The sequence below is a fragment of the Nocardia acidivorans NBRC 108247 genome, assembly GCF_001625085.1.
GTDB classification, from domain to species: domain Bacteria; phylum Actinomycetota; class Actinomycetes; order Mycobacteriales; family Mycobacteriaceae; genus Nocardia; species Nocardia acidivorans.
Genome location: NZ_BDAW01000006.1, coordinates 1 through 26,724 on the forward strand (window position 1 = coordinate 1; position 26,724 = coordinate 26,724).

A 26,724-nucleotide genomic window follows, 5' to 3' on the forward strand; every position below is an offset into this window, starting at 1 on the left:
ATGCGGACGACGCAGCCGTTCGGAGTTCGAGATCGACACGGTCGATGGTCCGTTCATGGATCTTCCGCAGATCGTGTGGCCCGACGAAACCATCTTCGAGCTCCGACATCTCATGTACCGTCCGGGGCGCGGCACTTGGTTCACGATGGACCTGGTCATCCGAGCCGACAGTGAGCCGACGGCGGTTTTCAACTATGACGACAAGCCCACGCACGCAACATCTCTCGGTCTGAACTTGGAGGCCGACCTCCAGGCATACCCCCGTAACGAGATACCGTCGTGGATCCCCGCAGCGATCGAAGCGGCTCGAGAAATAGTGAACAGCCGGGATCCGGCGATGGCGGGATGGAATCCTATCTTCCCCGGTAGCCCACCTCCTGCACGTATGAACGCGCGTGCACTCCTGCAACGCCTAACCGGGCGACGCGGCCGATAATTCGGCCAGAATGCCGCGTGCGGCATACGTGGGTCATTGGCCAAGCACGCATCGCTGACGATCTCAGGCCCGACGCAATGCACTGAAATCGGCAGTAGCGTGCGTTCGGCTGCCGCCGAGTCGTAGCAGCTGAGAGATCAAAAGCGGTCGGCCCGTTGATCTTCAGGGCCGACCGCTTGGCCGTTCCGAACCGCGCGCCTCGCGGCATTTCAGTGTGCTTCCGGCCGGTGCCGGCTGTCGGTCCGATGTGCTCGGTGCCGAGGGCCACCCCTCCCGCGCTGAGGCCAGCGGGTCGATCAGGCATTCCAGACGATCGAATGGTTGTCGGTGAGGTCTGCCACCATAACCCATATGGCGACAACCGATCCCCTGGCTCCATTTCAGTGGCTCAACGCATCCGAGAGCCAAGCGGGCCCGCTGGGCGTGATCTTCAGTATCGCCTTTTTCCGAAACCTGGACCCGTCGGGGGTGGTGCGCCGCTTCAGCAACGGCGACGACTCCGGCCAGGAGTCGGACTTCGAAGAGCTCAAGGACAGGATTATCGAGTTCCTCGGCAAGACTGGCGGCGGGCACGGCGGCGGTCACGTGGGCGTGTTTCGGGCCGGTGCATGGAGCGTGGCCATCGAACCGTACGGGTGGTGGATGACCGACCACAAGACGCTGGCGGAACTATCGCGAGACTGTGAGGTCCTGGCGATCGCTCGACACGACTACGCCGTGCACAGCCTCGAGTACGCGATCGACGGGACGATCGTGACCGGGCATCGCCTGTGGTATCCGCATATCCGTTGGGGTTGCGACCCCGACCGGCTCAACGACTACATGCGCGAGCTGGGCATGGAGCTGGACATGACCGACGATGACTATATTTATGACGCCGATGAAGATGAACCCGAGAGCAATTCGGACGCCTGGGACATCAGCGTCAGCACCGGCGTGCCGAGAGCCTTCGCCCTGGCGGCGAAGGTCACTGGAGTGTCGTTCACCGCAGACATGCTGGACCAGCCCCTGCTCGTCGGACGTATCGCCCACCGCCGGTAGTACAAGCCGGAATAGTCACCTCCCGACCACGCCACCGCTAGGCCCGGTAGTCCCGGTGCGCTGGCTGGTACAGCCGGTGAAGTCGTAGAGCATCTCGGGCCGCTCTACATCCACCTGATGGTGCCCGCGAAATCGTTCGATTCTCGATACTGGCGGGTTTCAAAACCATCCTGTATTCGCCATGATGGTGCGTTTGATCGGTCTCGAACCGTCTCTGCCAGTTGATCTTCCGTCGCTCCCCGCTGGCCGGGTCGGTCAGCTCGACATGCGACATGCGACATTTCAGTGTGTTGTCGCGCGCGATGCGATCCCTGCAGCGTTCGCGGCGGAGACCGGATCGGTCGTCCTGGTCCAGCTGGCCACAAGGAACCCATCGTCACGAGACGCTGAGTCGGACAGTAATTGCCCCGCGAGTTCCTGTCCTTCAGCCGCACCTGCGAGGACCTGCCACGCCGCTCGCCCTGTCGCTTTGAGGATCTGCGATTCGGCAGGATCGAGTTGACCGAGGGCGGCGGTGTCCACGCCCGCGAAGGCCCGCGCAAGGGTGCTGTTGTAAGCGGTTGCCCGATCAACGGTGTCCCTGGGCAACTGTTCGCCCGGCGCGGCTTCTCCCATGACGAGCATCGCGACATTAGCCTCTTCCGCAGCCAAGTCCCTCCCCAGCTGGACGCAATCGCGCGGTGACGCGTCGAACGAAATCGACTGATACGCAAACCGTTTGATGAACACGCCGGGTGGCGCGTGGGAGGTGGCTGTGGCTAGCCACAGCCCGACTGATAAGGAAAGTGGCAGCGGTAGCGACCCCTCCTCGCCCAGGCACCAAGCGATATCCCAGCTCCAGTCGATACCGTAACGCCGGAGGCTGCCAAAGGTGTTGCGGGAATCGTATGCGGTTGTCGTGTCGTCGCATCCGACGATGACCAGCAGGTCGGGCAGGGTCGGATCAGACATGAATGCTTCAGACCTTCCGACGGCCCAACCGTCGGCTTCCTCACCGATTTTGGGTACTCGCAACCGACGGATCGCTTCGACACATGCTGCGCGCACGCCGTCCCACTCAGCGGCGTCGCCACCCGCTATCGCGGGTATCAACGCCGGCGGGTGCGGGCAGACAGCGGCGGAGATCAGCGGCACCGGTCCTCCTGAAGATCGTGGTCGCAACCACTTTGGCACAAGGACCGCCATTGCGCTCGTGACCGCAGTGCGGTGGCCGACCAGCCCTGCAGAGCCTGCGGGTGCACTCAGAGCCGCAGTTCAGACAGGACGGGGTTGGCCGCGAGCCGCGGATACTCCTCACCGAGCTCGGTCAAGACGACGTCCCGAAACGCAACCCATGCGTCCCTGAGCTCGGCGATGTCGCAGACCGCCTCGACGACCTCCTCGGCCGTGCAGTACGCGCATGAGATCCGAACCTTGCCAGCCTCGGGCGTAAACACCATCACGTCGTCATTCTCGGTGAACCCGAGCCGGAAACGCTCGCCCCTTTCGATGTAGTCCGGCACCCGCTGCATCGACCAGAGAAAATCGAACACTGGCGTCCACGACCACGGCGGGGCCAGCTCGACCCCATCGACGGTGAATGACAGGTCCGACAGGAAGTAGTACCAGCGCAGATCAACCCGGCTCACGGTTGAAAGGTCGATCCCCTCCTGATACTCCCGGCCATGCTCGACGTATATGCCGGACCGGAGATACCGCATCTTCACCATCAAATCACCAGCCGTTGAACCGTATTCGTCATCCGGGAACAATCCCAGACCAGGTACTGAGAGTCGACCGCGATTTCATGACTGCCCGGCCGATCCGATCCATCCGGAACTCGGCAGTAGCGTGCGTTCGGCTGCCGCCGAGTCGTAGCAGCTGAGAGATCAAAAGCGGTCGGCCCGTTGATCTTCAGGGCCGACCGCTTGGCCGTTCCGAACCGCGCGCCTCGGGGCAGTTCCGGATGTTCTCGCCGAGACCTCTGTTACGGCGCATGGGCGTTACCCGTCGTCGGTTCTGTCACGCCGCGTGCGCTGGAAGCCACCTTCAAGAAAGTGGCCGAACCACCATGTTCGGGGTGCATTGCAGATTGACACTCGCAGCGAAAATGAAACTGGTTCTATTTTCTGTTTTGTGCGGGCGACGAGATGATGAGCGCGGGCCCAGTTGAGCCTCTCTCGACGAAATCGCAACTCGCTGAAGATGGTTCGCCATCGAAGCTTTCCAGCGCCCGATGTCGAAGGCGACTACCCAGGCGATCAGAGATGCACAATAGTAGAACGCGTTCTAGTATCCTGTGTGACGCCGGTCAGGCGTATCAGAATCCGCACGGAGGGGCAGCATGGCTTATTTCGAACATCGCGGCGACCAGTTCCATCCTCTGCCGTTCGCGCAAAGTCAGTGGTCTCCCGACTCGATCAACGGACAGGCACTTGCGGGGTTGACCGCGCACGCCGTGGAGGCGACCTGGACTGACCCCGGATACCGCCCAGCGAAGTTCGTGCTGGACATCTTCCGGCAGCCCACATACCGCCCGCTGCAGACGGAGATCATGCCGGTGCGGGAAGGGCGAAGCATCCGCATCGCGGATGTGCTTGTGCGACAGGATGAACGCATCGTCGCGCGCGCGTCCATGGTGGCGATCCGGCCGTCCCGAGACCCGTCGGGCACACGCTGGCAGCCCGCCGGTGACTCGATGCCCCTCAGCGACTCGATGGCTACGCAACTTCCCAAGCCAGGCATTCTCTGGGGTAGCGACGAGCATCCCGAACAGTGGAGCAGTTCGATGCCCGAGCACCAGAACGCCAGCCGCAAACGGTTGTGGTTCGACCAGCCGCGGGTCATCGCCGAGAGGGACAACACCCCGTTCGTCCGGGCCGCAATGGTCGGTGAACTAACCAACACTCTCACCAGCTGGAGTGACCGCGGAATCGGGTTCATCAACCACGACGTGACGATTCTGCTGGCGTGGCTGCCAATCAGCCCGGTCGTCGGGATCGAGGCCGACAACCACCTGTCCAGCGACGGCATCGCCGCCGGCTCAGCGACTATGTGGGATGCCCGGGGCCGATTCGGGATCAGCCTGGTCGGCTCAGTCGCGCATGCGGCCGGCAGTCTCGACTCAGCGAGCAGACCCGAGCAATGGACAGAAACCGATCGTGCCTACCAGCCCGATTTCGACTCTGCCCAGTAGCTCTCACCCACCTGCCCGCGGCAACCTATCCGAACAGCCCCTCATCGGCATGAGCGGATGTCTGCGGCCGCTGTCAGATGATGTTGATAGCGACGAGGATTCCGATGAAGAGCAGTACAGCCGCGGTGATCAGGTTGGCGCTCTTGTCGATCCATGCACCGCGTAGCTGGTACCCCGCGATCACGCCGAGCATGGTCAGCCCGACGATCGTGCCGAGGGTGACCAGCGAGAACGCGATCAGAGTGCCGGTAGCGGCAGTCGCGCCGAGCGTGCTGGCGGCCAGGAAGACCGGCAGGATGGTCAGGTCCGGTGAGGCGGCAGCGCCGAAAGGAATCACGAAAGCGAGCAGTCGGGTGACTGCGTTGCGGTTGTGCCGATGGTCGTGCGGGGCACTGGTCGTGACGGCGATGGTGTCGGTCGTGTGATGCGCGGCTTCGTGATCGTGATGGTCGTGTGCGTGTCCATGCCCGTGGGTGTGGCCGCCGTGTTCGTCGTGGCTGTGCGCGTGTCCGCGACCGAGTAGTTCCAGCACCGCGAAGACGAGACCGGTGGCGATCAGCAGTCCGCCCACGATGAAATTCTCGTGACGTTCGACCGTGGAGCGGAATTGCAGGCCGACCCCGATCACGATCGCACCCAGGATCAGCGAGAACGCGACGTGCGCTAGGCCCGCCAGTGCCGACAGTCGCAGCACCCGCCGCAGCGGATACCGCTGGGTGCGGGCGATGACTGCCAGTGGCACCCAATGATCGGGCAGCACTGCGTGGCCGAAGCCGACACCGGCTCCGGCGGCGAGCAGAGCGGGAGCGGTCAGGCTCATTACTACCTCCGAGGCGCAGTGCGGGAACGGCCCCACGATAACAGAAAATATGAAGACGTCTTCATGTGTCGCCTTGGCGGTAGGCTGCCCGGGTATGGGACATGGAGTCGAAGGGCGCGACCGGCCGGTGGCGCGCTTGGATGCCGATGCCGCGGCTCACGTCGCGAATACCTTGCAGGCGCTGGCGACGCCGAGCCGTCTGCTGATCCTGACCGAACTTCGCCAGGGCCCGTTGCCGGTGACCGAGCTCGCCGAAGCGGTCGGCATGGAACAGTCCGCTGTCTCGCATCAGCTGCGATTGCTGCGGAACCTCGGCCTGGTTACCGGTACGCGTACCGGCCGCAGCATCATCTACAGCCTCTATGACAGCCATGTGGCACAACTGCTCGACGAGGCCGTCTACCACAGCGAACACCTGCGCCTCGGACTGTCCGATCGGCCGGAAACAGCCGGCTAGCCACCATCGAAGCCCTCGCCTCGACCGGCGAGGTCCTGGCCATCGGCGCACGCCGACCGATCGTGCAGGGCACATCGACCCATGAGCAGGTGCCCGATGGACCCGGCCCACCGTCCGCGCGGATCACGCTGAGCCGATCACCGACCGTCACTACACCTAATTCGACGTGTCCCGCGACTACAGTCCCGCGGCCCGTATCGGTACGCGCCATCTGCGCGAAGCTCAGGTTGCCCGAGCGGCGAGTGCCCTTGTCCAGAAGTCGATCACGGTCTCGATGCAATCGTCGGTGGAGTGGCCGCTAGGTGGTTCGAGAACTACTCCATGCGGGCCGAGAAGGCCGCCGATCCTCGCCCGTTGGTCGTCTTCGGGGCCAGTATGGGCGGAATGCTCGCCTACGAGGCCGCGGCACGTACCGGCCTGGTCGATGCGATCGCGGTCACCTGCCTGCTTGACCCCCGGTCGCCTCGAGCCCGTCGTGCCCTCAGCCGATTCGGCTGGCTCGGACGCCACGGTGCGCGGCTGCTGTTTCCCGCGGTCGACAGGATTCGTGTGCCGATGAGGCTGGTGGCCAACATGACTGCGATGTCCAACAATGCCGAACTCACCGCCACGGTCATCGCCGATCCGCGAGGCGGAGGTGTCTGGATGCCGTTGGGGTTCTTGCGGACCTACTTGCGATCAGCGCCGTTCGTCGAGCCGGGGGACTTCACTACCTGCCCGGTGTGGCTGCTTCACCCTGGTGCGGACCGGTGGACTCCACTGGCTGCGATGATCGGTGCGGCGAGGCAGTCGAGCCTGCGATCGGAGCGGGGTGAGGCCGCGTAGAGCAATGCCGGCACAGCGGCGACGCGGGAACCGAGCCCGGAGAAGACGCGCGTCCAGATACTCGAAGACAACGACATGACGGCATGGTGGTCAAATGATCTCGTCGGCAGAACGCGCGTGATCCCGATGCTGGGAGTTACTTCAGGCCCGAGCGGACGAAGGCGTTGACTATGTGGCGTTGCAGGCCGAGGTAGAGGAGTAGGACGGGGAGGCAGGCCAGGCCGGCTACGGCCATCATGGGGCCCCATTGTTCGCCTTCGGTGCCCATGAAGCTGCGCAGGCCGAGTTGCAGGACGCCGTTGGATTTACGGAGAACCACTGCGGGCCAGAAGTATTCGTTCCATTCGTTGATGAACAACAGGATTGCCAGGGCGGCCAGGGCGGAGCGGAGGTTGGGGACCACGACCGTCCAGAGGATGGACCAGGAAGAGCGGCCGTCGATTTTCGCGGCGGCCACCAGTTCCTTGGGGAAGGCGTTCATGTGCTGGCGCAGCAGCAGGATGCCCAGTGCCGAGCAGAGGGTGGGCAGGACTACGCCGATCAGGGAGTCGATCAGGCCCATGCGGGTGAGCAGGATGTAGTTGGGCAGCATGGTGACCTGGAAGGGGACCAGCCAGACGCCGACGAACGCCAGGTAGAGCAGGCGTTGCAGGGGGAAGGCGTACATGGCGAAGGCGTAGGAGGCCAGCAGGGCGATCAGCAGCTGTCCGACGGCCGAGAGTGTCGCCACCACAAAGGTATTGGCGATCAGCCCGGTGATGTCGACCTCGTGCGCCGCGGTGCCGAAGTTCTCGAACGACAGCGGCCAGGGCAGGGGTGATTGGGAATTCACGTCCTGCGGGCGGCGCAGGGCAGTGGCGAAGAGCCAGTAGATGGGGAAGACGCAGACGACGGCGGTGACCGCCAGCAGCACATGGCTGCCGGCGGTCCGCAGTCGCTCGCCCGGTGAGGTGTCAATCATCGTGGAAGGCAACCTTTTCCGAGATCCAGACCAGGACACCCGCCACCGCGCCGAAGCCGAGGAAGAGCAGAACGCCCGCGGCGGCGCTCAATCCGGCATCGAAGGTGTGGAAGGCGTAATCCCACAGCAGGTAGTAGATATTGGTGGTGGCCTGCGACGGCCCGCCCTGGGTCATGGTGTCGATGAGTGGGAAAGTCAGTGTGGGACTGAGTAATACGGTGGTTAGCACAAGGAACATCAGGGTGGGGGAGAGCATCGGCAGGGTGATCCAGCGCCGGATCTGCCCGGTGCTGGCCCCGTCCATTCGCGCGGCTTCGTCGTAATCGCCGCTGATACCGGCCAATCCGGCCCACACCACCAGCACTGCGAAGCCGATCAGCTGCCAGCCGGTGATACCCAGGATCACCGCGTGCGCGGTGGCCGAGTCGTACACCCAGTTCCGGTGACTGCCCAGCAGCCGATCCACGAACCCGCTGCCGGGGTGCAGCAGCCAGCGCCACACCGCCGCGGCGGCCACCGGCGCGACCAGGAACGGCATGAAAATCAGTGCGTGATACAGGGTTCGGGCCCGCCCGCGCACCTGTCGGCTGGCCAGTGCGAGCAGCAGCGGCAGTGCGACGGTGAACGGCAGCAGCCCGACGATCATCACCCCGGTGCGCCGCAGCGACGCCCAGAACGACGGCAACTCCACCAGTCGCCGGTAATTGTCCGCCCCGACCGGCACCATGGGTGAGGTCGGGAGCAGATTCCAGGAGTAGGTTGACAATTCGAACGCCTGCAACAGCGGTCGATAGGTCCACACCACCAGCAGGAACACCGCCGGCGCAAGGTACAGATAGGGCGCGGCGAAACGCAGTGCGCGCCGCGACAGTTCGCGGCGCGGACGCGCCGCCGGGGCCGCGATGGCCGCCGGCGGTGCGTCCTGTTCGGTGACGACTACGAACACCGCGTCACCCGGAGTGCGCCACGTAGGGCGCGAGCCGGTCGAGTTCCCCGGCTTCGTCGCGGTCGTAGATGACGGTGGCCGCGGCCACCTCCACCGCCGTGGCGATGACCGTCGCACCGACGACATCGATTCGGCTGTAACCGGATCCGGTGACCGCGCGCTGCCGCCCGGCCGGGGCCATGGCATCGAGACGATAGGCCATGGCGGGCCCCACCCACACCGGAATCCCGGCCAGCGCGGCCGCGGCGGTCATATGGTTGTGCCCGCACAGGATTATGCGCACATCGGTGCCCGCCACCACGGCGGCCAATCGCTCGGCCTGCTGCAGCTTGAGCACCTCGGCCGCGGCGATGGCCGAGGGCAGCGGCGGATGGTGCAGCACCAGTACTGTGCCGCGCGGCGCCGGACGGCTCAGCTGTGCGGCCAGCCAGTCGAGTTGTTCGTCCTCGAGTTTGCCGTTGTGCAGTCCCGGGGTGGTGCTGTCGAGTGCGATGATCCGCAGTCCGGCCACGTCGATGACCTGATCTATGGGCTGCGCCGGATCCACTGTGCCCTGATCGCGGCCGAGCAGTTCGACCCCGAACGCGGTGCGCTCGTCATGATTTCCCATGGCGTACAGCACCTGTGCGCCCAGCTCCGCGGCGACCGGCTCCACGGCCGCGCGCAACATCCGATACGCCTCGGGCGCACCGTGATCGGCCAGATCGCCGGTGAGCAGCAGGGCGTCGATGGGACGCCCGCCGGTGCGCAACTGGTCCAGCACCCGGTTCAGCGTGGCGAAGGTGTCCACCGTATCGAGCACGGTCTCACCGCCCGGCCGGATATGGGTGTCGGTGAGCTGGACGAGAGTGAGCCCGTTCATGAGGCCGGCAGCAGTTTGGCGCCCTGGTCCCGGGCGGCGGTCAAGGTGGACTGCGGATCCTTGCCCTGGAACACGATCGACTCGACCGCGTCCATCATGCCGTCGCGGATCTGCAGATAGTTGTTGCCCGGCATGGAGACCCACGGCTCCATATTGGTCAGCTGCGCCAGGTTCGGGGCGAGCAGCGGATTCGCCGCGGCCCAGACGCCGAGCATATTGGTGTTCTTGAGCATGTCCGGGCGCAGCGGCAGATAGCCGATGTTCTGCGAGATCTTGACATAGGACTCCTCACTGGTGAGGAATTTGATCAGTTCCCACGAGGCTCGCTGCTTGGCCGGATCGTTGGCCAGAATATGCAGTCCCGCACCGGAATTGGTGGGGACGGTGGACTTGTCGCCGAAGCGTGGCATGGTGGTGGCGCGCAGATCCCATTTGTCCTTGGCACCGGAGACGAAGGTGCCCTGGATAGCGCTGGTCTCGAGGATCATGCCGATATCGCCGCGCGCGAACGCCTCATAGCCCTGCTTCTGGGCCAGTTTGGGCATACTGCCCGCGGTCACCAGATCCTGTGCCATCTTGGTGGCTTCGACCGCGGGGGCGTCGGCGAAGGTCAGGCTGCGCCGATCCTGCGAGATGACCCGGCCGTCGTTGGAGCGCACCATCGACTGGAAGCACCAGTCCTTGGCGGTCTTGGTCAGGCAGTCGATGTAGACGCCGTCCTTACCGGTCTTACCGGTGATCGCCTTGGCGGCGTCGGCGACCTGCGCCCAGGTGGCGGGCGGCTTGTTCGCATCGAGCCCGGCCTGGTTGAACAGTGAGGCGTTGTAATACAGCACCGGCGTGGAGAACACGAACGGAACGCCGTAGGTGTGCCCGTCCCAGTCGTCCAGGGTGCGGGCCTTCGGGGCGAACGGGTACTGCGCGCCGTCGAAGTTCTTCTGCACCGCGTCCTTGCCGAACAGCGAGTCCAGCGGTTTGGCCTGCAACTGATGAATGGTGAAATCCAGGTCGCTGAAGCCCAATTGGACGACATCGGGCGGATTGCCCGCGACGATCTGGTTCTGCACGCTGGAGATGGTGTCGGTGGCCGGGTTGGGGCTGTTGCCCTGCGGCTTCTGCGCGGTGACCTTGATATTGGGGAACCTCTTGCCGAAATCGGAGATCAGGGCGTTGAAGGTGTCGGTCCACGCGCCGGCCAAGCCGTAGTTGTAGGACTCGAAGACGATCGAAACCTGCTGATCCGCCGTGAGTTCGGGGACCTGCGCGGTGGCGGACGTCTCGCTGGAGGTGGTACCGCCGAGCCCGCAGCTGGTGAGCGCGAGCGAGGCGGCGAACACCAAGCCCGCTAAGGGCAGGGTGCGTTTCACTGATCTCTCCTCATCGAAAGGTATGGCTGTAGCTCAGGCGACGGACACGGCCGCCGCATCGGGCAGGGACATCTCGACCGGCTCCGGTTCCTGCCAGCGCAGTCGGAGTCCGGAGTCTTTGTCGAACAGGTGGATATCGCCCGGGGCCGCGCGCAGCCCGACCGCCTCGCCCGCCCGCACCCCGGCGGGGCGGGTGGCGCGCACGCACAGTTCGACCGCACCGGCGGTGATGTGCACCAGCTCCTCGCTGCCGAGGTTCTCCACCATGGTCACCGTGCCGCGCGCGGCGGTGGCGGCATCGTCCAGGTACAGGCGCTCGGGGCGGATTCCGGCGATGACCTCGGTGGGCTCGAAATCCGCGCCGGGGGACAGTCCCAGCGCCGCGTCGATGCCGTCGGTGCGCACGCGCAGTGTCTCGCCATCCCGAACAACCTGTGCCGGAAAGAGATTCATCGGCGGTGCGCCCAGGAACCCGGCCACGAAGGTGGTGCGCGGGCGGTCGTAGAGTTCCTCGGGCGTGCCGACCTGTTCGACCCGCCCGCCGTTGAGCAGGGCGATGCGGGTGGCCATGGTCATGGCCTCGACCTGATCGTGGGTCACGTACAGGAAGGTCGCGCCCAGGCGGCGGTGCAGGGCGATGAGTTCGGCCCGGGTGGCGCTGCGCAGTTTGGCGTCCAGATTGGACAGCGGTTCATCCATCAGGAAGGCCCCCGGGTCGCGAACCATGGCCCGCGCCAAGGCGACTCGCTGCCGTTGCCCGCCCGAGAGCGCGGCGGGCCTGCGTTCGAGCAGCTCGGACAGCTCCAGGGTGGCGGCCACCTCCGCGACCCGCTGCGCGATGGCCGCGCGCGGACGGCGGCGGGCGCGCAGCGGGAAGCCGATATTCTTGGCCACGGTCAGATGCGGGTACAGCGCATAGCTCTGGAATACCATCGCCAGGTCCCGGCGCTGCGGGGCCTCGGTGGTGATGTCATTGCCGTCCAACAGGATTCGGCCCGAGGTCGGCTCCTCCAACCCGGCGATCATGCGCAGTAGCGTGGACTTGCCGCAGCCGCTGGGTCCGAGTAGGACCAGGAATTCACCGTCGGCGATGTCGAGGCTCACCTCGCGCACCGCGTAGTCGGCGCCGAATTGTTTGGACACCGTGTCGATCTGCAGCCGTGCCACGTCTCTCCTTAGACCGGCTGGGCGCCGGTCGTGATCCATGCCGCCACACCGGCCGCGATGGCGGGGGCGTCCTTGACCCACATGAAGTGGTCGCGATGGGCGATATCGGATTTCTCGTCGATATGCCACTGGGTCACCCGGGCCGCGGGCATGCGCGACACCAGGAAGTCCACATTGGATTTCGGGCCGAGCACATCCTCGGACAGCGAAATGGCCAGCACCGGCAGCGTCATCGCGGCCAGCAGGCTGTTGTATTTGCGTGCGGTGCCGCGCGGCCGGTAGTAGCTGGTGAGCGAGTGGACCGACCAGTCGATCATGACCCCGCCGGGCATGGGCGCGGGAATCAGCACACCGCCGGGCCAGAAACCCTTGATGCGGGAGGTCAATCCGATCCACTGGATCCGGCTCAGCGCCTCGAACCAGCGGCGCGGGCCGAAGGCGTACCAGAACACCGTGCCGGTGCCGATGACGGTGACGCCGGCGACCCGGGCGGGTTCGGCGGCGGCGAACAGCAGGGCCAGCTGCCCGCCCAGGCTGTGCCCGAACAGGTGCACCGGCGCGTTCGGAAAACGCTGCTCCACCGCGGCGACGATCGCGGGCAGATCGGTTTCGATCATTTCGCGGTAGCCGAAGTCCCGGTGCTCGCCCAGGGGCGGGCGGGCCTCGCCGTGGGCGCGCAGATCGGTGGTGACCACCGAAAGCCCTTGCGCGTTCAGGGCTTTGGCGAGCGCGTAGTAGTTCTTGGCCTTCATGGCCATGGCGGTCAGGATGAGAACGACCGGGGCGTCCGCCTGGTCGGCGGGCAGCCAGCGCACGGTGAAGGTGACGCCGTCGGAGGTCTCCACCGCGGTGCTGTCGAGAGTGCTGAATTCCGAACGGGATTCGGGGGTCGTGGTGCTCACGCCTGCTCCGTTCCGGCGATGGCAACATCGCAGACGTAGTCGAAGGTGAACTTGGCGACCTGCACCTCGTTGTCGTTCAGCAGCACCGCCTTACCGGACAATTCGAAGCGCGCGGAGGCGGTCGCGGACAGGATGTCGGCCAGCTCGCGCGGGTCGACGGTGGCGACGGCGCGGATACGGCCCTGTGCCGGTTTGCGATACGAGGCCGTGCCGCCGCGCAGCACCAGGCGCTCGACGGTGTACAGCCGCTCGGCGGCCGCGCCGACGAACGCCGCCGCGCCCGCGATATCGGCCGCGGTGAACAGCGCTCCGGCGTGAACGGTGCCCATGTGATTGCGGACGGTGTCACCCGGCGGGATCTCCACCACCGAGCGGTCCGGGCTGATCTCGGTGATGAGCGTGCCGACGTGTGCGCCGAACGGCACCATATCCTGCGATACCGCCCGCAGGTATTCGTAATCAATTGCGGTGTAATCGAGTTCGGGGTAGGCCGCGGCGAACCCGGCGAGTGTCCTGGTGGTCATGATGATGTCCTTCGCTGGTCTGGATGCTTCAGCGCGGTCCGCGCAGGACGCGCCGGGCGATGGACCAGCGCAGTACCTCCGACGGACCCTCGTAGATGCGGAATGCCCTGGCCTCCACCAGGAATCGGGCCACCAGGTGGTCCTCGCAGACGCCCAGGCCGCCGTGCAGCTGCACCGCGCGATCGAGCACGCGCCAGACCGCCTCGGAGACGAAGGTTTTCGCGATGGAGGTCTGGTGCCGGGCATCGGCGGAGGTGGGGCCCCGCAGATCGATGGTTTCGGCGACCGAGCGGATCAGGCTGCGGGCGGCGGCGATATCGATTTCGTTGTCGGCGATCAGGCCCTGGGCCAGACCGTGTTCGGCGATGGGGGAGCCGAAGGAGTGGCGCCCGGTGATGTGGTCGATGGTGAGCTGCTGGGCGCGCACCGCCAGTCCGAGCCAGTTCATGCAGAAGGTGAGCCGGGACGGGGCCAGGCGCACCTGGGCCAGTTCCAGGCCGCGCCCGACCTGACCGAGAACGGCCGAATCGGGGACCTCGCAGTCCACGAAATCGACTTCGCAGTGTCCGCCGGGAGCGCTGGTGTGGTCCAGGGTCGGCATCCGGCGGCCCACGCGCAGGCCGGGATTGTCCTGATCGACCAGGAACATGGTGGGGCCGTCGGGGGTCATGGCGACGCAGATGACGAAGGCCGCGCCATTCGCGCCGGTGGTGAAGTGCTTGGCGCCGTTGATGATCCAGCCGGTGTCGGTCTCCTGCGCGGTGGTCCGCAGCATGCGCGGGTCCGCGCCCGCGCCGGGGGCGGGTTCGGTCAAGGCGATGGCCGAGCGCACCTCACCCGAGGCCAGCGGGGCCAGATACCGTTCCTGCTGTTCGGGGTTGGCCACGTGCGCGAGCAGATGAATATTGCCGTCGTCGGGGGCCCAGGCGTTCACCGCCAGCGGGCCCAGCAGGCTCGCCCCCGCGGCCTCCAGAACCCGGGCCTGGCCCCGGGTGTCGAGACCGAGGCCGCCGTAGCGCGGGTCCGAGAGCGGTCCGAAGACGCCCGCGGCCTTGGCCTTCTTCTGCAGGTCCAGCCGCAGTGCGTCATCGGTGACGCGACCGTCGACCACCACCTCCCGTTCGACCGGTATGACGTGATCTACAACGAACTGTCTGGTCTGCTCGACCAGCTCCGCCACAGCGCTCATGCCGCCAGTCTCACGCCGCCGCAGGCCGCCCGGGTCGGACGATAGTCAATACCGATCGAGCGAATCGACTCCCGCTACCGACGCGCGATCAACGGTGTCCCTCGGCCAGGGTGGGTCCCGACGCTGATTCCACCGAGGGGATGCGATGACCGACCTGATGGTCCGGGTGACCGATCGACGGAGCGAGGCCGAGGGTGTGTTCTCCCTCGGTTTGGCCGCTGTCGGCGGCGGACCGCTGCCGGACTGGACGCCGGGCGCTCATATAGACGTGAGCGTCGGCACGGCCGGGGTGCGGCAGTACTCGCTCTGCGGCGATCCCGCCGACGAGCGCCGCTGGCGCATCGCCATCCTGCACGAACCCGCCGGGCGCGGCGGATCGGACCATCTGTATCGCACCGCCCGGCCCGGGGCCGCGCTGCGGGTGTCGCTGCCACGCAACAACTTCGAACTGGTGCCCAGCGACGCGTACCTGTTCGTGGCGGGCGGGATCGGCATCACGCCGATCCTGCCCATGTTGGCCGCGGCACATCGGGCCGGCGCGGACTGGACCCTGTACTACGGGGCGCGCAGCCGGGCGCATCTGGCCTTCACCGGCGAGCTGTCCTGGTACCGCCAGGTGCGGATGGTGCCGCAGGACGAATTCGGCCTGCTGCCACTGCCCGCCATCCTGAGCGACTGCGCCGCGCCGGTGTACTGCTGCGGACCCGCGCCGCTGCTCGACGCCATCGAGACCGAGGGTGCGCGACAGGGACTCGAGGTGCACACCGAACGCTTCGCGGCCCGGCAGGTCGATACCGCCGCCGATCGCGCATTCGAGGTCCGGCTCGCGAGTTCCGGCCGCACACTGCGGGTTCCGGCCGATCGGCCGATGGTCGACGTACTCGAGAGCGCGGGTGTCCCGATCGTCACCTCGTGCCGGGAGGGCACCTGCGGCAGCTGCGAGACCACGGTGCTGGCCGGGGAGGTCGAGCATCGGGACTCCGTGCTCACCGCGCAGGAGCGGGCCGAGGGCAGAACCATGATGCCGTGCGTCTCTCGAGCCCGCTCCGAGTCGCTCGTGCTGGACTTGTGAGCACGAGAGAGACTGTGCCCGAGGGAATCACGCGCGCTACACGTGCACGTACCACAGCGTGCCGGTTTCCGATTCGGAAATGATCAGAGAGAAGAAGCAACAGGATGAGGAAGACTGCCGCGGCGTCCGCGCTGCTCGCCGCCGCACTGGCCATTACCGCCGGAGCCACCGGTTCGGCCCAGGCGGAGACCACCGATGTCGTGAACTACACGGCCACCAATACCGAGAAGGCGATGACCATTCGCACCGATGCCGGTTCGCTGGCCGTCGAGGATGGCGTCTTCAAGATCAAGGCCGCCAATGGCACCGTGCTCGGCGGCACCGAATTGTCCTTCCGGGTGGACGATTTCGTCTTCCCGATCGCGACCGAGATCAGCGATCACACCGCCACCCTGACCCCGCAACTGGATCTCGAGCACGCCGTCTACAAGCCGGTCGCGCTGCCGTATGAGAACCAGGCGCCCTGGAAGACCGACTACGACCGTGAGCAGGCCGCCTGGAGCCGCATGACCTCCACCATCACCATGGGTGCCACAATCGGCACCCTGGTCGGCGGTATCGGCGGCGCGGCCGTGGGCTGCCTGCTGGGCGGCGCCGGTGGCGCGGTCCTGTCCGGCGCCCTGAGCGCGATGTTCGGCGCCCTGCCCGGCGCCATCATCGGCTGCATCGCCGGTATGAGCGTCATCGGCTTCCTCGGCACCGTCGCCGGCCAGATCCTGGTCACCGCACCCGCCGCGATCCTCGCCGCGGCCCAGTACTTCACCACCATCAACCAGCCCTCCCTGGCTGCAAAGTAGGTGTGAAGACCCGGCGAATTCGCCGGGGGGACACGGCCCCGCTCGGTTCCTCATCCGAGCGGGGCTTTTCGCCGTCCGCGTGCCTAGCTCGATCGCGCCGAGGGCGGCCGTGCAACCAACGTCCGGGCGCGTCCGGTTCACGGTATTACGGGACAGTTGTGGGCGGCTATGGCCGATCAGGGGCGATCAGCTCGAGATTCGGGAAGTAAGTCCGGAAGCGCGCCGCATCGCGGGTCAGCAGTCGATAGCCCGCGACAGCGGCATGCGCACCGATATAGAAATCCGGTAGCGGGCTTCGATTCTCACCGCCACGACGTCGATACGCGACGAATGCCTTGCTCGCCACGAACCCAGCCGCATACGGCAGATCCATACGCTCCAACTCCGACTCCGGAAGAGCCTCGTCCAATCCCTCGATGGTGTCGAAGCCCCCAGCGACCTCGGCGTAGATGATCGGATTGATGACGGTCGCACCAAGGTCACGAGCCTCGGCCAGCGCATCGTCCGACCAGTCCGCCCACTTCGGGTCATCGGTGAGAACGTCGAGCAGGACACACGAATCCACCAGCGTGACAGGATATTCCGAGGCCGCGCGCAGTCCTTCGCTACTCGCCACGGAACAGTTCCATCAACTCGTCCGTGCTCATCGACGTGGTCGCGCGCCCGCGCATGTGCCCGGTAAGACGTTTCCCCCGGCGCCGCGCCCCTTCACGACGCACGATCCGCAGCGTATTGCCATCTTCGATCACCTCGACCTCATCCCCCTCTTCCAGCGCGAACTTCCGGCGCAGTTCCGCGGGAATGGTGACCTGCCCCTTGCTGTTGAGCCGCATCACAGACTCCATTTCATACGTAATACACAAGACACGTAATACTATCTGAGCAGGCGCCCGAAGGCAGCGCATTCGGAACTGGCCGACAACGACGCGTGGCGGTTCGCGTCGCTGCGCGACATCATCGGTGAGACGGTCGGCCACCCCGGCGGGTACGCCGACGTCACAGGCTTTGGAACGCCAGGTCATTCGTTCACCTCCACGGCAGCGCGTATCGCGCGAATCAGCAGGGTTGTCAGTGGTTGCGGCGCCTGCGAGGTCCAGACCACGGCCGCCTCGATGGGCGGTGCGTCGGTGATGCGGACTACGCGATTGTTGGGCGGGCAGAACACCACCCGAAGCCGGTTGATCGGTTGTTCCGCAGCGTGATTCACCCGCTGTGACAGCTCCGCGAGGCCGGCCAGCATCGCGCCCGCGCCTTCGGTGAGGATCTCACCGGCCGCGGTGAGTCGCACTCCACGCGAATCCCGGACCAGCAGGACCGCGCCCAGCGCCCGTTCGAGTTGCTTGATCTGAGCGGAGAGGGTCTGCTGGGTGAGGCGCAGCCGGGTTGCCGCCCGGGTGATGTTGCCTTCCTGCGCCACCGTGTGGAAGGACTCGAGCAGTCGAACGTTCAACTCGGGCAGGGCAGATCGGGGCCGGCGGTCGACACGCCACACGTCGTGGTCCCATGCGTCTGAACTTGCCACGGCGTCAGGCTTCCGCGGTAGCCGCGGACTTGGATCCGCGGGTCGACCAGATCGCAAGGCAGGCAAGCGCACTCAGTGCCGCGCCGAACCAGAGCACTGCGGACAGGGTGAGATTGTCGGTGACGAGCCCGCCGCACAGCGCGCCCAGTGCGATGGCGAGGTTGAACATCGCGGTGTTCAGCGCGGTGGCTGCCTCCATGGACTCCGGGTGGGCACGCAGGATCCAGGTCTGCACGCCGACGGGGATGCCGCCGAAGGCCAAGCCCCACACCGGCAACAGGCCCAGCGCGATCACCGGGGCGCCCCCCGCGAGAGCGAGGAGGACCAGGACCACCGCCAGCGCGGCACTGATGGTGATGAGCGTCGCACGGACATCGCGGGTGGCCATGGCGCCGGTCAGGAAGTTGCCGACGATCCCGGCGATACCAAAGGCCAACAGGGCCGGACCGACCGCCGCCTTGTCCAGCCCGGCCAGGTTCTGCAGGATCGGGCTCACGAAGGTAAAGGCGGCGAAATGCCCGCTGACCAGTAGGAAGGTGACCAACACGCCGCCTCGCACCACCGGATTGCGGAATTGCCGACCGAGAGTGCGCACGTGCACGGCCTGCGTAGCGGGCACGTGCGGCAGCAGAGCGAGCAGCGCCACGACCACCACCAGCCCTAGACCGCCGAGTACCCCGAATGCGATGCGCCAGTCGGTCAGTTCGCCGATGAGGGTGCCGGCCGGGATGCCGAGGACATTGGCCGCCGTGGCCCCGCCGAACGCGATGGCTGTCGCTCGCGGCACGAACTTCTCCGGCACCATGCGCACCGCGATGCCCGCGGCCAATGCCCAGAAACCGCCGATGGCAATGCCGACCATGAATCGTGAGACCAGCAGCAAGGTGAAGTTCGGCGCGAAGGCCGACAGCAGGTTGGCGGCGACCATGAGGGTGATCAGGCCGATCAGCACGGTGCGGCGGTCCAGGCGGCCGATCGCCACCGGCAGCAGCGGCGCGGTCGCCGAGGCAACCAACCCCGGCACGGTCACCATCAGCGCGGCGGTGCCCTCGGACACCGCGAGCGCATCGCTGACCGAGGTGAGCAAGCCCACCGGCAACTGCTCGGAGGTCACTACTGCGAAGGTGCCCAGGGCTACAGCCGCGACGCCGAACCAACGGCGCAGCGGCACCTGTTCGGCAACGGGCTCCGTTGTCGGCGAATCGGATATGGTCGTCATGCGGAAACTCCTTGATCGGGCCGGGACCTTCCGGTCACCGGGATCGAGACCTCGGTGGCGGGGTGTGCATCGGGCTCGGGTCCTAGAATGAGCGGCCGGCAACCGCCGAACAACGATCAAGAAAGCAATGCCGCATTAACCGCGGAGTTAACGAGACAGGGACTTCGTGGAGTTACGCGATATCGAGATCTTCCTGACGCTGTCCGAGGAGCTGCATTTCGGGCGGACCGCCGAGCTGCTCAATGTCACCCCGGCGCGCATCACCCAGGCAATCAAGAAGCAGGAGCGGCAGATCGGCGCGCTGCTGTTCGAACGGACCAATCGGGTGGTGCGGCTGACGCCGGTCGGTGAGCAGCTGCGCGACGATCTGCGCCCGCTCTATCAGGGGCTCAAAGACAGCGTGCGGCGGGCAAAACTTGCCGCTCAGGGTCAGCCGGCAGTGTTGCGCATCGCGCTGCTGCCGTTCAATTATGAAGGGCTGCACCGCTATTGGGATGAGTTCCGGCGGCGGCACCCGCAGTGGGAGCTGCGGCTGCACCGGCTGCCCTTTGTCGACCCTTTCGGTATGCTCCGCAGCGGTCAGTACGACGCGATCGTGGTCTGGCCCCCGGTCGGCGACGACCTGACCCTCGGACCCGTCCTGTTCCGCGATACCCGGGTGCTGGCGGTCAGTCACGACCATCCGCTGGCGGACCGTGACTCGGTGTCGGTCGAAGATCTCGCCGACTACCCGCACACCTTTGCTCCGGACGCGCCCCGGGAGTGGGAGGAAACCTACCTGCCCTTCATCACCCCCAGCGGCCGCCCGATCCCCCGTGGCAAACCCACCACCAGCCCCGACGACCTGATCAACTGGGTCGGCAACGGCGATATCATCCACCCCTTCCCCGCTCATGTGCTGCACCACTGGGCGGTGACACACGTCCGGTGGATACCCATCACCGATATGCCACTGCTGCCCTACGCGCTGGTGTGGCGCACCGAGAGCGAGCCGGTGTGCGCACTCGCGACAGTGATCAACGATCTGAGTGGCTCTTCGTAGCGGCCGGGGGTGAGCCCGTCAGGCGATATGACGGGCTCGTTCCCGCGGTGCGCGCTGATCAGCGATAGGAACCGGTGGTCAGGTCCGCTATGGCGTTGGGGCCCTTGGGTTCCCAGTTCAGCTGGTCGATTCCGGCGTGGCCGGTGACGGTCTGGCTCAGTGCCAGGGCGTCGGCGAAGGACGCGCCCAGTTCGGCTCGGGCTTGATCTAGCGGCCAGACCTTGGTGTCGCCGGAGACACCGGCCGCCCGGCCCGCGGCCATGGCCAGGTCGGCGACCGGGACGGCGGGCTGAGTGATGCCATGCCAGACCGAACCCGCCGGGGCCGCATCGACGACCTTGGCGAAAAGGTCTGCCAGGTCGTCGATGTGGACCATGGGCCACACGGCCGAGGAGTCGGCGACGATCACGGGAGCTTCGTGCTTGCGCGCCAGATCAACTAGCAGAGCGGGGATTCCGCCGCCCCGGCCGTAGACGATGCCGGGGCGGATGACTGCCGCGCGGACGCCCGCGTCGGCCAGCGCGAGGACTTGGCGTTCGATGTGGGGACGGTACCCGACGATGGGGATCGGGTTGGTGGGCGTCGTTTCGTCGGCACCGCCGGTCGCGCCGAGCACCCAGACCCCACTGGTGTAGACGAACGACTTGCCCGTGCCGCGCAGCGGATCAGTGACCGCGGCAACCGCGGCGGCGTCGACGGCCGCATCGCCGCTGGGGGTGGCCAGGTTGATGACGGCGTCGATGTCGGGGCCGACTGCGGCGGTCAGCGAAGCGGGGTCGGCCAGATCTCCCGTGCGGGTCTCGTACGCACTCGCGCCGTCGTCGGTCCCGGGACGCTCGAGCGCCACGATCGTATGTCCGAGAGACGAGAGATGTTCGGCGACAGCGGAACCCACGTACCCGCTCGCGCCGATGAGTAGTACTCGCATGGAAAATCTCCTCCTGGTAGCGGAAACCGTCAGGGCTGCTCAGCAACCCGTACAGTACCCCCGTACCGTATTACTTGCGGCAGTCTTCCGCTAGTCATGGCTTCCGGTTGGTTGCTTGCGCCCGGGTCGATGGGGCTTGGCCGCATCGCCCTCCCCGGCTGCGAAGTAGGTGTGTCCCCCCGGCGAATTCGCCGGGGGGACACGGCCCGCTCGGTTCCTCATCCGAGCGGGGCTTTCGCCGTCCGCGTGCCTAGCTCGATCGCAGCCGGACGGGGAGGTCGAGCAGGCCGCGGATGAGGGTGCTGGACTGCCATTCGATGGTGGCGGCGGGGGACAGGTGCAGGTCCGGGAAGCGTTGCAGGAGTGCGGAAAAGGCGATCCGGGCTTCCAGGCGGGCCAGGGGCGCGCCCAGGCAGAAGTGGATGCCGTGGCCGAAGGCCAGGTGGGGTGCGGGGGTGCGGGTGGGGTCGAGGGAGTCGGGGTTCGGATAACGGCCCGGATCGCGATTGGCGGCGGCCAGGGACACATAGACGAGTTCTCCGGCGGGGATGTCGGTGTCTGCCACCGTGATCGGTTCGGCGGTATAGCGGACGGTGGAGAGATTGACGGGGCCGTCGTAGCGCAGGAACTCCTCCACCGCGTCCGGGATGGCGGCAGGATCGGCGCGGAGCGCGGCCAGTCGCGCCGGATCGCGCAGCAGGGCCAGGGTGCCGTTGGCGATGAGGTTGACGGTGGTCTCGTAGCCCGCGACCAGGAGCAGAAAGGACATGGCCACCAGTTCGGCCTCGGTGAGGGCGTCGCCGTCCGCGCCCACGGCGATCAGGCCGGAGAGCAGATCATCCTGTGGCGCGGCCTGTTTGGCGCGCACCAGGCGGGTCAGATAGGTGGCCATGGCCAGCGCGGCGCGGGTGCGTTCGGCCTCGAGGCCCACCACCCCGACCAGGTCTCGCGTCCACTGCTGGAATTCCTCGCGTTCGGTGAGCGGTACGCCCAGCAGTTCACAGATGACCGTAATCGGCAGGGGGACGGCGAATTCGCGCAGCAGATCCACGTCCTCGCGGCCCTCGACGGCGTCCAGCAGGGCGGTGGTGATCTCCTCGATGCGCGGGCGCAGACCGGCGACCCGGTGCGCGGTGAACGCCTTGCCGACCAGTTTGCGCAGCCGGGTGTGCTCGGGTGGGTCGATATTGAGCATGTGGGTGACCAGCGCAAGTTGCCGCGGATCCGTCGGGGGAGTGGATCGTTTGGCGCTCACCAGGGCGTCGATCCGCGCGATGTCCTTGTGTAGGCGCGGATCCGCCAGCGCCGCACGGCCTTCGGCGTAGCCGAGGATGATCCAGCGAATCACCCCGTCGGGGAAGCGCACCCGCCGCACAGGGCCGTATTCGCGCCAGCGTCGATAGTGCGCGTGCGGATCGGCGAAGAAGTCCGCGCCGAGGGTCTCGATCCGGTCCGTTGTTTCGGAATCCACCATGGCGCGACGCTATCGATCCGGCGGTCGCGCGGCGGTCCGGTGCGCCGGTCTCGATCAGGCGATCGGATATTGGAATGGAATACCTTGCGGGGAACCGGAATTCACTGCCGACTGCTCGAATGAGGAGCATCGTTCGGCAGGGAGGAAGAATTCATGACCACCATCGACAACCATGTACAGGACACATCCGCCAAGCGCGTCGGCGAACTCACCGAGGTATTCCAGCGTGGACTCGATGAGAATCTCGGCGTCGGCGCGTCGCTCGGCATTCGCCTGGAGAGCGCGGGCGACGGCTACACGCGCTATTACCTGGATCCGAACGCGGCCACCATCAATGCCATGTTCACCGTGCACGGCGGTGTGATCGCCACCCTCATGGACACCGCCATGGGCAGCGCCGTGTTCACCAAACTCGGTGACGGCGTGGCGTATACGACGCTCGAGCTCAAGGTGAATTTCATCCGCTCGGTGACGCTGGACGGCTCCCGTCTCACCTGCGAGGCCACCGCGGTGCATGTGGGCCGCCGCACCGCCACCGCCGAAGGCCGGATCACCGATGCCGCGGGCAAGCTGATCGCGCACGGCTCCACCACCATTCTGGTGCTGGGCGGCGACCGGTAGCGCGAACGCCGAAAAGGGCCCCGCCACCGAATTCCTCGGTGGCGGGGCCCTTTTGGTGTGCTCAGGTCAAGCTGCGGCAGTGGGCGACGAACTCGGCCAGTTCATCCACCCGATCGGTGCGCGCGTCCACCGCGCGATCGATCACCTTGATCAAATGGTCGTAGGCGGCGGTGTGGTCGTAATCGGCCACATCGGCGATGCGCAGCGCCCACCGCCAGTACCCGCGCAGCGTATCCGCCAGCGGCATCCGGAATCCCGCGATCACCTCGCGAATGGGCTCCACCGCGGCATCGCCCTGGACCCGCAGGTATCGGCTCACCACATCGGCCATGAAGCTGAAATGCCGTGCCTCATCGCGGGACAACCGGGTAAGCACCGCCCCGAGCACCGGATCGTCCACCACATCGCGCAACTGGTGGTAGTACATCTGGGTGGCCTTCTCCTGCACCAGCGCGTAGGCGAAGAACTGCACCGGATGGGTGTAGGTCAATTCGAAAGGCTTGCGCCCCTCCACCGCCAGCTCATCGCGCAGTACATCGCGATCGCTCATCCCGGAGGCTTCCTGATAGCGCGTCAGCGCCCGGGAATGGGTGTCCTCCTCCAGCGCCCAGCGCACGGTGAAGTGGTACAGCTCGCGATTATGCGTGAAGGTCGCCAGGTCCACGCTGTCGTCCACCGGGAAACTGCGCTGGTACACCTCGAAGTACCCGGGCAGGTGATCTTCGATGTACGTGACGAACTGCACCGCCGAGCGCTGTCCCTCGGACAGTCGCCCGGCATCGGCGGCGCGCCAGTCGAACGCGGTCTCCACATCCCAGGAGCGGGCGGCGGGCGAGGCCGCCAGGAAACCGTCCACCGCCGTGACCAGCTCCGGGACGGGTAGCAGCGCGGATTCGAAGGTCATCGCCATTACCGCGCCTTCCGGCAGGTGAGCGCGTAATGCTTGGTGGTGTAACCCCATCCGGCATTGGCGACCTCCAGATAGTGCCGCAGTTTGGCGGCCAATCCGGGCTGGTGCGCGTCGATCCGGTCGGCGGCGGCATCCACATTGCCGATCCAGTCCTCGATGGTGCGCCGGTACTGATCGGTGAGATCGTCCACGGCGATGATCGAGAAACCGGCGTTCTCGGCGGCGGTGACCAGATCCGACAGCGGCCGTAGATCACCCCAGCCGAAGATGTCCGAGCGCACGAACTCGGTGCCCGCCCGTTCGTCGAAAGCCTTGCGCGCGGCCGCATTCCGGAAGCAGCTCTCCGAGACGTAGAGGGTGCCGTTGCGGCGCAGCACCGCGCGCGCCCGCCGGAACACCTCATCCAGATCCGGCATGTGCACGATGGAGCCGAGCATGGTGACCGCGTCCATACTGCCGGCGGCCAAGTCCAGCTCCTCGAAATGCCCGACCCGGGTCCGCACCCGCGCCGCCACCCCGCGCACCTCGGCCTGTTCGGCGATGTACTCGTGCTGACGCGGCGCGGGGCTCACCCCGAGGGTGTCGCAGCCGTACTCCTGCGCCATGAACAGAATGAGTGAACCCCAGCCGCAGCCGATGTCCAGGAGGCGTTCCCCACCGGTGAGCCCGAGCCGCCCGGCCACGAACCGCAGTTTGTTGCGCTGCGCCGATTCCAGTGTGTCGGTATCGGATTCGTACAGCCCGGAGCTGTACTTGCGCAGCGGGTCCAGGAACTGGCCGAAGATATCGGGATCGAGATCGTAATGCTGATTGGTATCGGCGGTGACCGCGCCGGCGCCCGACATCAGGCGGCCTCGCGCAACATCTTGTCCACCACGGCGGCCACCTCGGCCAGGGTGGAGGTGCCGAAGACGTCCTGATCGTCGAGCTCGATATCGTAGCGGCGCTCGATCCGGGCGATCATGCGCAGCACGCGCACCGAATCCACCCCGGCCATACCGCGCAGATCGGCGTCGGGCAGCAGGACCGACTCCGGCAGCCCGATCTCGGCGACGGCGATCTCGGTGACGGTGCGCAGAATCTCAGTGGTGGACATGGCGAACTCCATTCGGGGGCAGGGCATCAGCCGTGGTGAGGGCGTGGGAGAGCAGTGCGACCTCGTCGTCGCCGAGGGAGAGCTGGTGACGCGCGTCCGCGAGCGTGAACGGTTGATAGGTCGCGGACGAGGAGGCGCAGACCGCGCCGTCGGCGTCCAGGATGTCCGCGGCCGCGCGAATCGGGTCCTCGCCGCCGTCGCCGGTCAGCGTTGCCACACAGCGGTATTCGCGGTCGATGAGCAGCGGGGTGAGGAATCGGGTGCGCTGGGAGACGGTGAAGGCGGGCACATGCCGGGCCAGCACGATGAGATTGCCCATCACCTCATCGCAGACGACCCCGGTGAGGCCGCCGTGCACCACGCCCGGATAGGACTCGAAGCGGCGATCGAGGCGGAACCGGGCCTGGAGGCCGTCTGGGTGCGGGGTGAAGCTCAGCCGCAGTCCGGAGGCGTTGTGCGGGGAGCAGCCGAAGCAGTGGTAGTCGGGTATGACCGACCACGGCACCGCGACGACCGGCGGATCCAGCTGCCGCACAGTGTGTTCCACCGTCATGCGATCGCGTCCGCCAGCGCGCGGCGCACCTTGGCATTGCTCGACACATCGAGCCCGGTCAGCTGTGCGAACGTGCGTCGCACCTTGTCGTGCAGCACCTCGAGTTCACCCTCGGACGCGACCTGCTCCAGGAACAGATCGAAACCGGTGTCGATGGTCTCGTGATCGCCCAGCTCGGCGATCCCGGCCTTGAAGGTGCTGACCGGATGCTTGATCTTGGCCTCGGAGCTGTACACGTACAGGGTCTCGAGGACCGACGGCAATTCCTCGGGGCGCTTGCGCAACCGCTCGGTGGCGTAGTGGATGAACTCCCGGGCGTGCCCGGCCTCATCGCGACTCGCGTTGAGCAGCAACGCCTTCAGTACTGGCTCCCGCACCCACGCCGAGACCGCGCGATAGATGTGATTGACCGTGAGCTCGGAGATGATATTGGTGGCCAGCGTCGCGGACGGCGTACTGCCGGGCGCGTACGGTTCGCGCATGGCGTCCACCGCCCGGTCCTGCACATCCTCGCCGATGGCGCGCAGCCAGCTGCGAAAAGCGTAGTGGTGCTGCACTTCCTGATAGCCCCACACCACCGCGAAGGTGGAGAAGTCGTAATCGTCCACGAATTCGGCGAGGAATCCGTGGACGGCGGCGATCACATTGGATTCGCCCATGGCCGAACTCTTGGCCAGGGTGATGTACTCCGGCCGCACCAGAGCGCGGTCGATGGTGTCGAAGTCGAGGTCGCTCAGTTTCCAGTGCAGGCGTTCGTAGTGGCGGAAGACGTCATAGCTGTGCACGCGGGACTCCGTTCGAGGGGGTGAATTCCGTTG

31 protein-coding genes are annotated in these 26,724 nt (G+C 66.4%); 9 read left to right on the forward strand and 22 right to left on the reverse strand.

Translation table 11 applies throughout. From position 1 onward, the window contains the following. On the forward strand, positions 1 to 436 hold a 436-nt coding region (locus tag NA10_RS38040; RefSeq protein WP_373862325.1), incomplete at its 5' end, for a hypothetical protein. Positions 437 to 787: 351 nt separating this feature from the next. Then, the gene (locus NA10_RS01660) at positions 788 to 1,477 is read left to right on the forward strand and encodes a DUF6461 domain-containing protein (protein ID WP_067562408.1); all 690 of its coding nucleotides are present in this window, start codon (positions 788 to 790) and stop codon (positions 1,475 to 1,477) included. A gap of 282 nt (positions 1,478 to 1,759) precedes the next feature. Here the strand turns inward: NA10_RS01660 and NA10_RS01665 are convergent, their stop codons facing one another. Further along, positions 1,760 to 2,611, reverse strand: coding sequence for a class III extradiol ring-cleavage dioxygenase family protein (locus NA10_RS01665; RefSeq protein ID WP_157555936.1), 852 nt, complete (start codon positions 2,609 to 2,611; stop codon positions 1,760 to 1,762). A 107-nt stretch (positions 2,612 to 2,718) separates the two neighbouring features. Then, positions 2,719 to 3,186: a hypothetical protein gene (locus NA10_RS01670; RefSeq protein ID WP_157555938.1), complete on the reverse strand. Its 468-nt coding sequence runs from the start codon at positions 3,184 to 3,186 to the stop codon at positions 2,719 to 2,721. A gap of 614 nt (positions 3,187 to 3,800) precedes the next feature. Here NA10_RS01670 and NA10_RS01675 point away from each other — a divergent pair. Beyond that, entirely contained in the window at positions 3,801 to 4,652 is an 852-nt protein-coding gene (locus tag NA10_RS01675) for an acyl-CoA thioesterase domain-containing protein (RefSeq protein WP_067562415.1), read from the forward strand. Between the two features lie 73 nt (positions 4,653 to 4,725). Here the strand turns inward: NA10_RS01675 and NA10_RS01680 are convergent, their stop codons facing one another. After that, the gene (locus tag NA10_RS01680) at positions 4,726 to 5,472 is read right to left on the reverse strand and encodes a hypothetical protein (protein ID WP_067562417.1); all 747 of its coding nucleotides are present in this window, start codon (positions 5,470 to 5,472) and stop codon (positions 4,726 to 4,728) included. Between the two features lie 94 nt (positions 5,473 to 5,566). Between NA10_RS01680 and NA10_RS01685 the strand changes: the two genes are divergently transcribed. Both NA10_RS01685 and NA10_RS01690 read left to right on the forward strand, forming a co-directional pair. Beyond that, on the forward strand, positions 5,567 to 5,929 hold the full coding sequence (locus tag NA10_RS01685) for an ArsR/SmtB family transcription factor (protein WP_067562419.1): 363 nt from the start codon (positions 5,567 to 5,569) through the stop codon (positions 5,927 to 5,929). Positions 5,930 to 6,088: 159 nt separating this feature from the next. Continuing rightward, positions 6,089 to 6,754: an alpha/beta fold hydrolase gene (locus NA10_RS01690; protein WP_084514216.1), complete on the forward strand. Its 666-nt coding sequence runs from the start codon at positions 6,089 to 6,091 to the stop codon at positions 6,752 to 6,754. 136 nt (positions 6,755 to 6,890) lie between these two features. Here NA10_RS01690 and NA10_RS01695 read toward each other — a convergent pair whose 3' ends face one another. Genes NA10_RS01695 through NA10_RS01730 form a run of 8 tightly spaced genes read right to left on the reverse strand, consistent with a single transcriptional unit; the run spans position 6,891 to position 14,672 of the window. Continuing rightward, on the reverse strand, positions 6,891 to 7,715 hold the full coding sequence (locus NA10_RS01695) for a carbohydrate ABC transporter permease (RefSeq protein WP_067562424.1): 825 nt from the start codon (positions 7,713 to 7,715) through the stop codon (positions 6,891 to 6,893). Then, positions 7,708 to 8,661, reverse strand: coding sequence for a carbohydrate ABC transporter permease (locus tag NA10_RS01700; protein ID WP_174562461.1), 954 nt, complete (start codon positions 8,659 to 8,661; stop codon positions 7,708 to 7,710). Before NA10_RS01700 ends, NA10_RS01695 begins: the two co-directional genes overlap by 8 nt. A gap of 4 nt (positions 8,662 to 8,665) precedes the next feature. Continuing rightward, positions 8,666 to 9,523, reverse strand: a complete 858-nt coding sequence (locus NA10_RS01705) for a metallophosphoesterase (protein WP_067562427.1) — start codon at positions 9,521 to 9,523, stop codon at positions 8,666 to 8,668. Next, complete coding sequence (locus NA10_RS01710; RefSeq protein ID WP_067562429.1) at positions 9,520 to 10,890, reverse strand: ABC transporter substrate-binding protein; 1,371 nt, start codon at positions 10,888 to 10,890, stop codon at positions 9,520 to 9,522. The genes NA10_RS01705 and NA10_RS01710 overlap by 4 nt, the downstream gene beginning before the upstream one ends. Positions 10,891 to 10,923: 33 nt before the next feature. Beyond that, positions 10,924 to 12,057 (reverse strand): ABC transporter ATP-binding protein, encoded by a 1,134-nt coding sequence (locus NA10_RS01715; RefSeq protein ID WP_067562432.1) that lies wholly within the window; start codon positions 12,055 to 12,057, stop codon positions 10,924 to 10,926. Positions 12,058 to 12,065: 8 nt separating this feature from the next. Continuing rightward, positions 12,066 to 12,959 carry an alpha/beta hydrolase family protein gene (locus NA10_RS01720; protein WP_067562434.1) on the reverse strand — a complete coding sequence of 298 codons (894 nt, stop codon included), beginning with the start codon at positions 12,957 to 12,959 and terminating at the stop codon, positions 12,066 to 12,068. Next, positions 12,956 to 13,483, reverse strand: a complete 528-nt coding sequence (locus NA10_RS01725) for a YiiD C-terminal domain-containing protein (protein WP_067562437.1) — start codon at positions 13,481 to 13,483, stop codon at positions 12,956 to 12,958. The genes NA10_RS01720 and NA10_RS01725 overlap by 4 nt, the downstream gene beginning before the upstream one ends. 28 nt (positions 13,484 to 13,511) lie before the next feature. Beyond that, on the reverse strand, positions 13,512 to 14,672 hold the full coding sequence (locus NA10_RS01730) for an acyl-CoA dehydrogenase family protein (protein WP_067562439.1): 1,161 nt from the start codon (positions 14,670 to 14,672) through the stop codon (positions 13,512 to 13,514). A 145-nt stretch (positions 14,673 to 14,817) separates the two neighbouring features. On the opposite strand from NA10_RS01730, the gene NA10_RS01735 reads away from it, so the two are divergent. Further along, positions 14,818 to 15,744 (forward strand): PDR/VanB family oxidoreductase, encoded by a 927-nt coding sequence (locus tag NA10_RS01735; RefSeq protein ID WP_067562441.1) that lies wholly within the window; start codon positions 14,818 to 14,820, stop codon positions 15,742 to 15,744. 104 nt (positions 15,745 to 15,848) lie between these two features. Continuing rightward, entirely contained in the window at positions 15,849 to 16,541 is a 693-nt protein-coding gene (locus NA10_RS01740; protein WP_067562444.1) for a DUF8020 domain-containing protein, read from the forward strand. Between the two features lie 166 nt (positions 16,542 to 16,707). Here NA10_RS01740 and NA10_RS01745 read toward each other — a convergent pair whose 3' ends face one another. The 4 genes from NA10_RS01745 to NA10_RS01760 form a co-directional block, all read right to left on the reverse strand. After that, a complete protein-coding gene (locus NA10_RS01745) occupies positions 16,708 to 17,157 on the reverse strand; it encodes a type II toxin-antitoxin system VapC family toxin (protein ID WP_218021423.1) in 450 nt (149 codons plus the stop codon). Then, positions 17,147 to 17,563: an AbrB/MazE/SpoVT family DNA-binding domain-containing protein gene (locus NA10_RS38410; protein ID WP_245676951.1), complete on the reverse strand. Its 417-nt coding sequence runs from the start codon at positions 17,561 to 17,563 to the stop codon at positions 17,147 to 17,149. Before NA10_RS38410 ends, NA10_RS01745 begins: the two co-directional genes overlap by 11 nt. Then, positions 17,560 to 17,991, reverse strand: a complete 432-nt coding sequence (locus NA10_RS39055; protein WP_067562446.1) for a LysR family transcriptional regulator — start codon at positions 17,989 to 17,991, stop codon at positions 17,560 to 17,562. The genes NA10_RS38410 and NA10_RS39055 overlap by 4 nt, the downstream gene beginning before the upstream one ends. 76 nt (positions 17,992 to 18,067) lie before the next feature. After that, the gene (locus tag NA10_RS01760) at positions 18,068 to 19,282 is read right to left on the reverse strand and encodes an MFS transporter (RefSeq protein ID WP_067562449.1); all 1,215 of its coding nucleotides are present in this window, start codon (positions 19,280 to 19,282) and stop codon (positions 18,068 to 18,070) included. 166 nt (positions 19,283 to 19,448) lie between these two features. On the opposite strand from NA10_RS01760, the gene NA10_RS01765 reads away from it, so the two are divergent. Next, on the forward strand, positions 19,449 to 20,324 hold the full coding sequence (locus NA10_RS01765; RefSeq protein ID WP_067562450.1) for a LysR family transcriptional regulator: 876 nt from the start codon (positions 19,449 to 19,451) through the stop codon (positions 20,322 to 20,324). A 58-nt stretch (positions 20,325 to 20,382) separates the two neighbouring features. Here NA10_RS01765 and NA10_RS01770 read toward each other — a convergent pair whose 3' ends face one another. Then, entirely contained in the window at positions 20,383 to 21,252 is an 870-nt protein-coding gene (locus NA10_RS01770) for an NAD-dependent epimerase/dehydratase family protein (RefSeq protein ID WP_067562453.1), read from the reverse strand. Between the two features lie 250 nt (positions 21,253 to 21,502). Next, positions 21,503 to 22,726 carry a cytochrome P450 family protein gene (locus NA10_RS01775; RefSeq protein WP_067562455.1) on the reverse strand — a complete coding sequence of 408 codons (1,224 nt, stop codon included), beginning with the start codon at positions 22,724 to 22,726 and terminating at the stop codon, positions 21,503 to 21,505. 153 nt (positions 22,727 to 22,879) lie between these two features. Between NA10_RS01775 and NA10_RS01780 the strand changes: the two genes are divergently transcribed. Then, positions 22,880 to 23,347 (forward strand): PaaI family thioesterase, encoded by a 468-nt coding sequence (locus NA10_RS01780; protein WP_067562457.1) that lies wholly within the window; start codon positions 22,880 to 22,882, stop codon positions 23,345 to 23,347. 61 nt (positions 23,348 to 23,408) lie between these two features. Here the strand turns inward: NA10_RS01780 and NA10_RS01785 are convergent, their stop codons facing one another. Genes NA10_RS01785 through NA10_RS01805 form a run of 5 tightly spaced genes read right to left on the reverse strand, consistent with a single transcriptional unit; the run spans position 23,409 to position 26,691 of the window. Continuing rightward, entirely contained in the window at positions 23,409 to 24,257 is an 849-nt protein-coding gene (locus tag NA10_RS01785) for an acyl-ACP desaturase (RefSeq protein WP_245676953.1), read from the reverse strand. Continuing rightward, entirely contained in the window at positions 24,257 to 25,102 is an 846-nt protein-coding gene (locus tag NA10_RS01790; protein ID WP_067562458.1) for an SAM-dependent methyltransferase, read from the reverse strand. The genes NA10_RS01785 and NA10_RS01790 overlap by 1 nt, the downstream gene beginning before the upstream one ends. Further along, complete coding sequence (locus tag NA10_RS01795) at positions 25,102 to 25,353, reverse strand: acyl carrier protein (protein ID WP_067562461.1); 252 nt, start codon at positions 25,351 to 25,353, stop codon at positions 25,102 to 25,104. Before NA10_RS01795 ends, NA10_RS01790 begins: the two co-directional genes overlap by 1 nt. Then, entirely contained in the window at positions 25,340 to 25,906 is a 567-nt protein-coding gene (locus tag NA10_RS01800; protein WP_067562462.1) for a PaaI family thioesterase, read from the reverse strand. Before NA10_RS01800 ends, NA10_RS01795 begins: the two co-directional genes overlap by 14 nt. After that, on the reverse strand, positions 25,903 to 26,691 hold the full coding sequence (locus tag NA10_RS01805) for a ferritin-like domain-containing protein (RefSeq protein ID WP_067562465.1): 789 nt from the start codon (positions 26,689 to 26,691) through the stop codon (positions 25,903 to 25,905). Before NA10_RS01805 ends, NA10_RS01800 begins: the two co-directional genes overlap by 4 nt. Between the last annotated feature and the right edge of the window lie 33 nt (positions 26,692 to 26,724).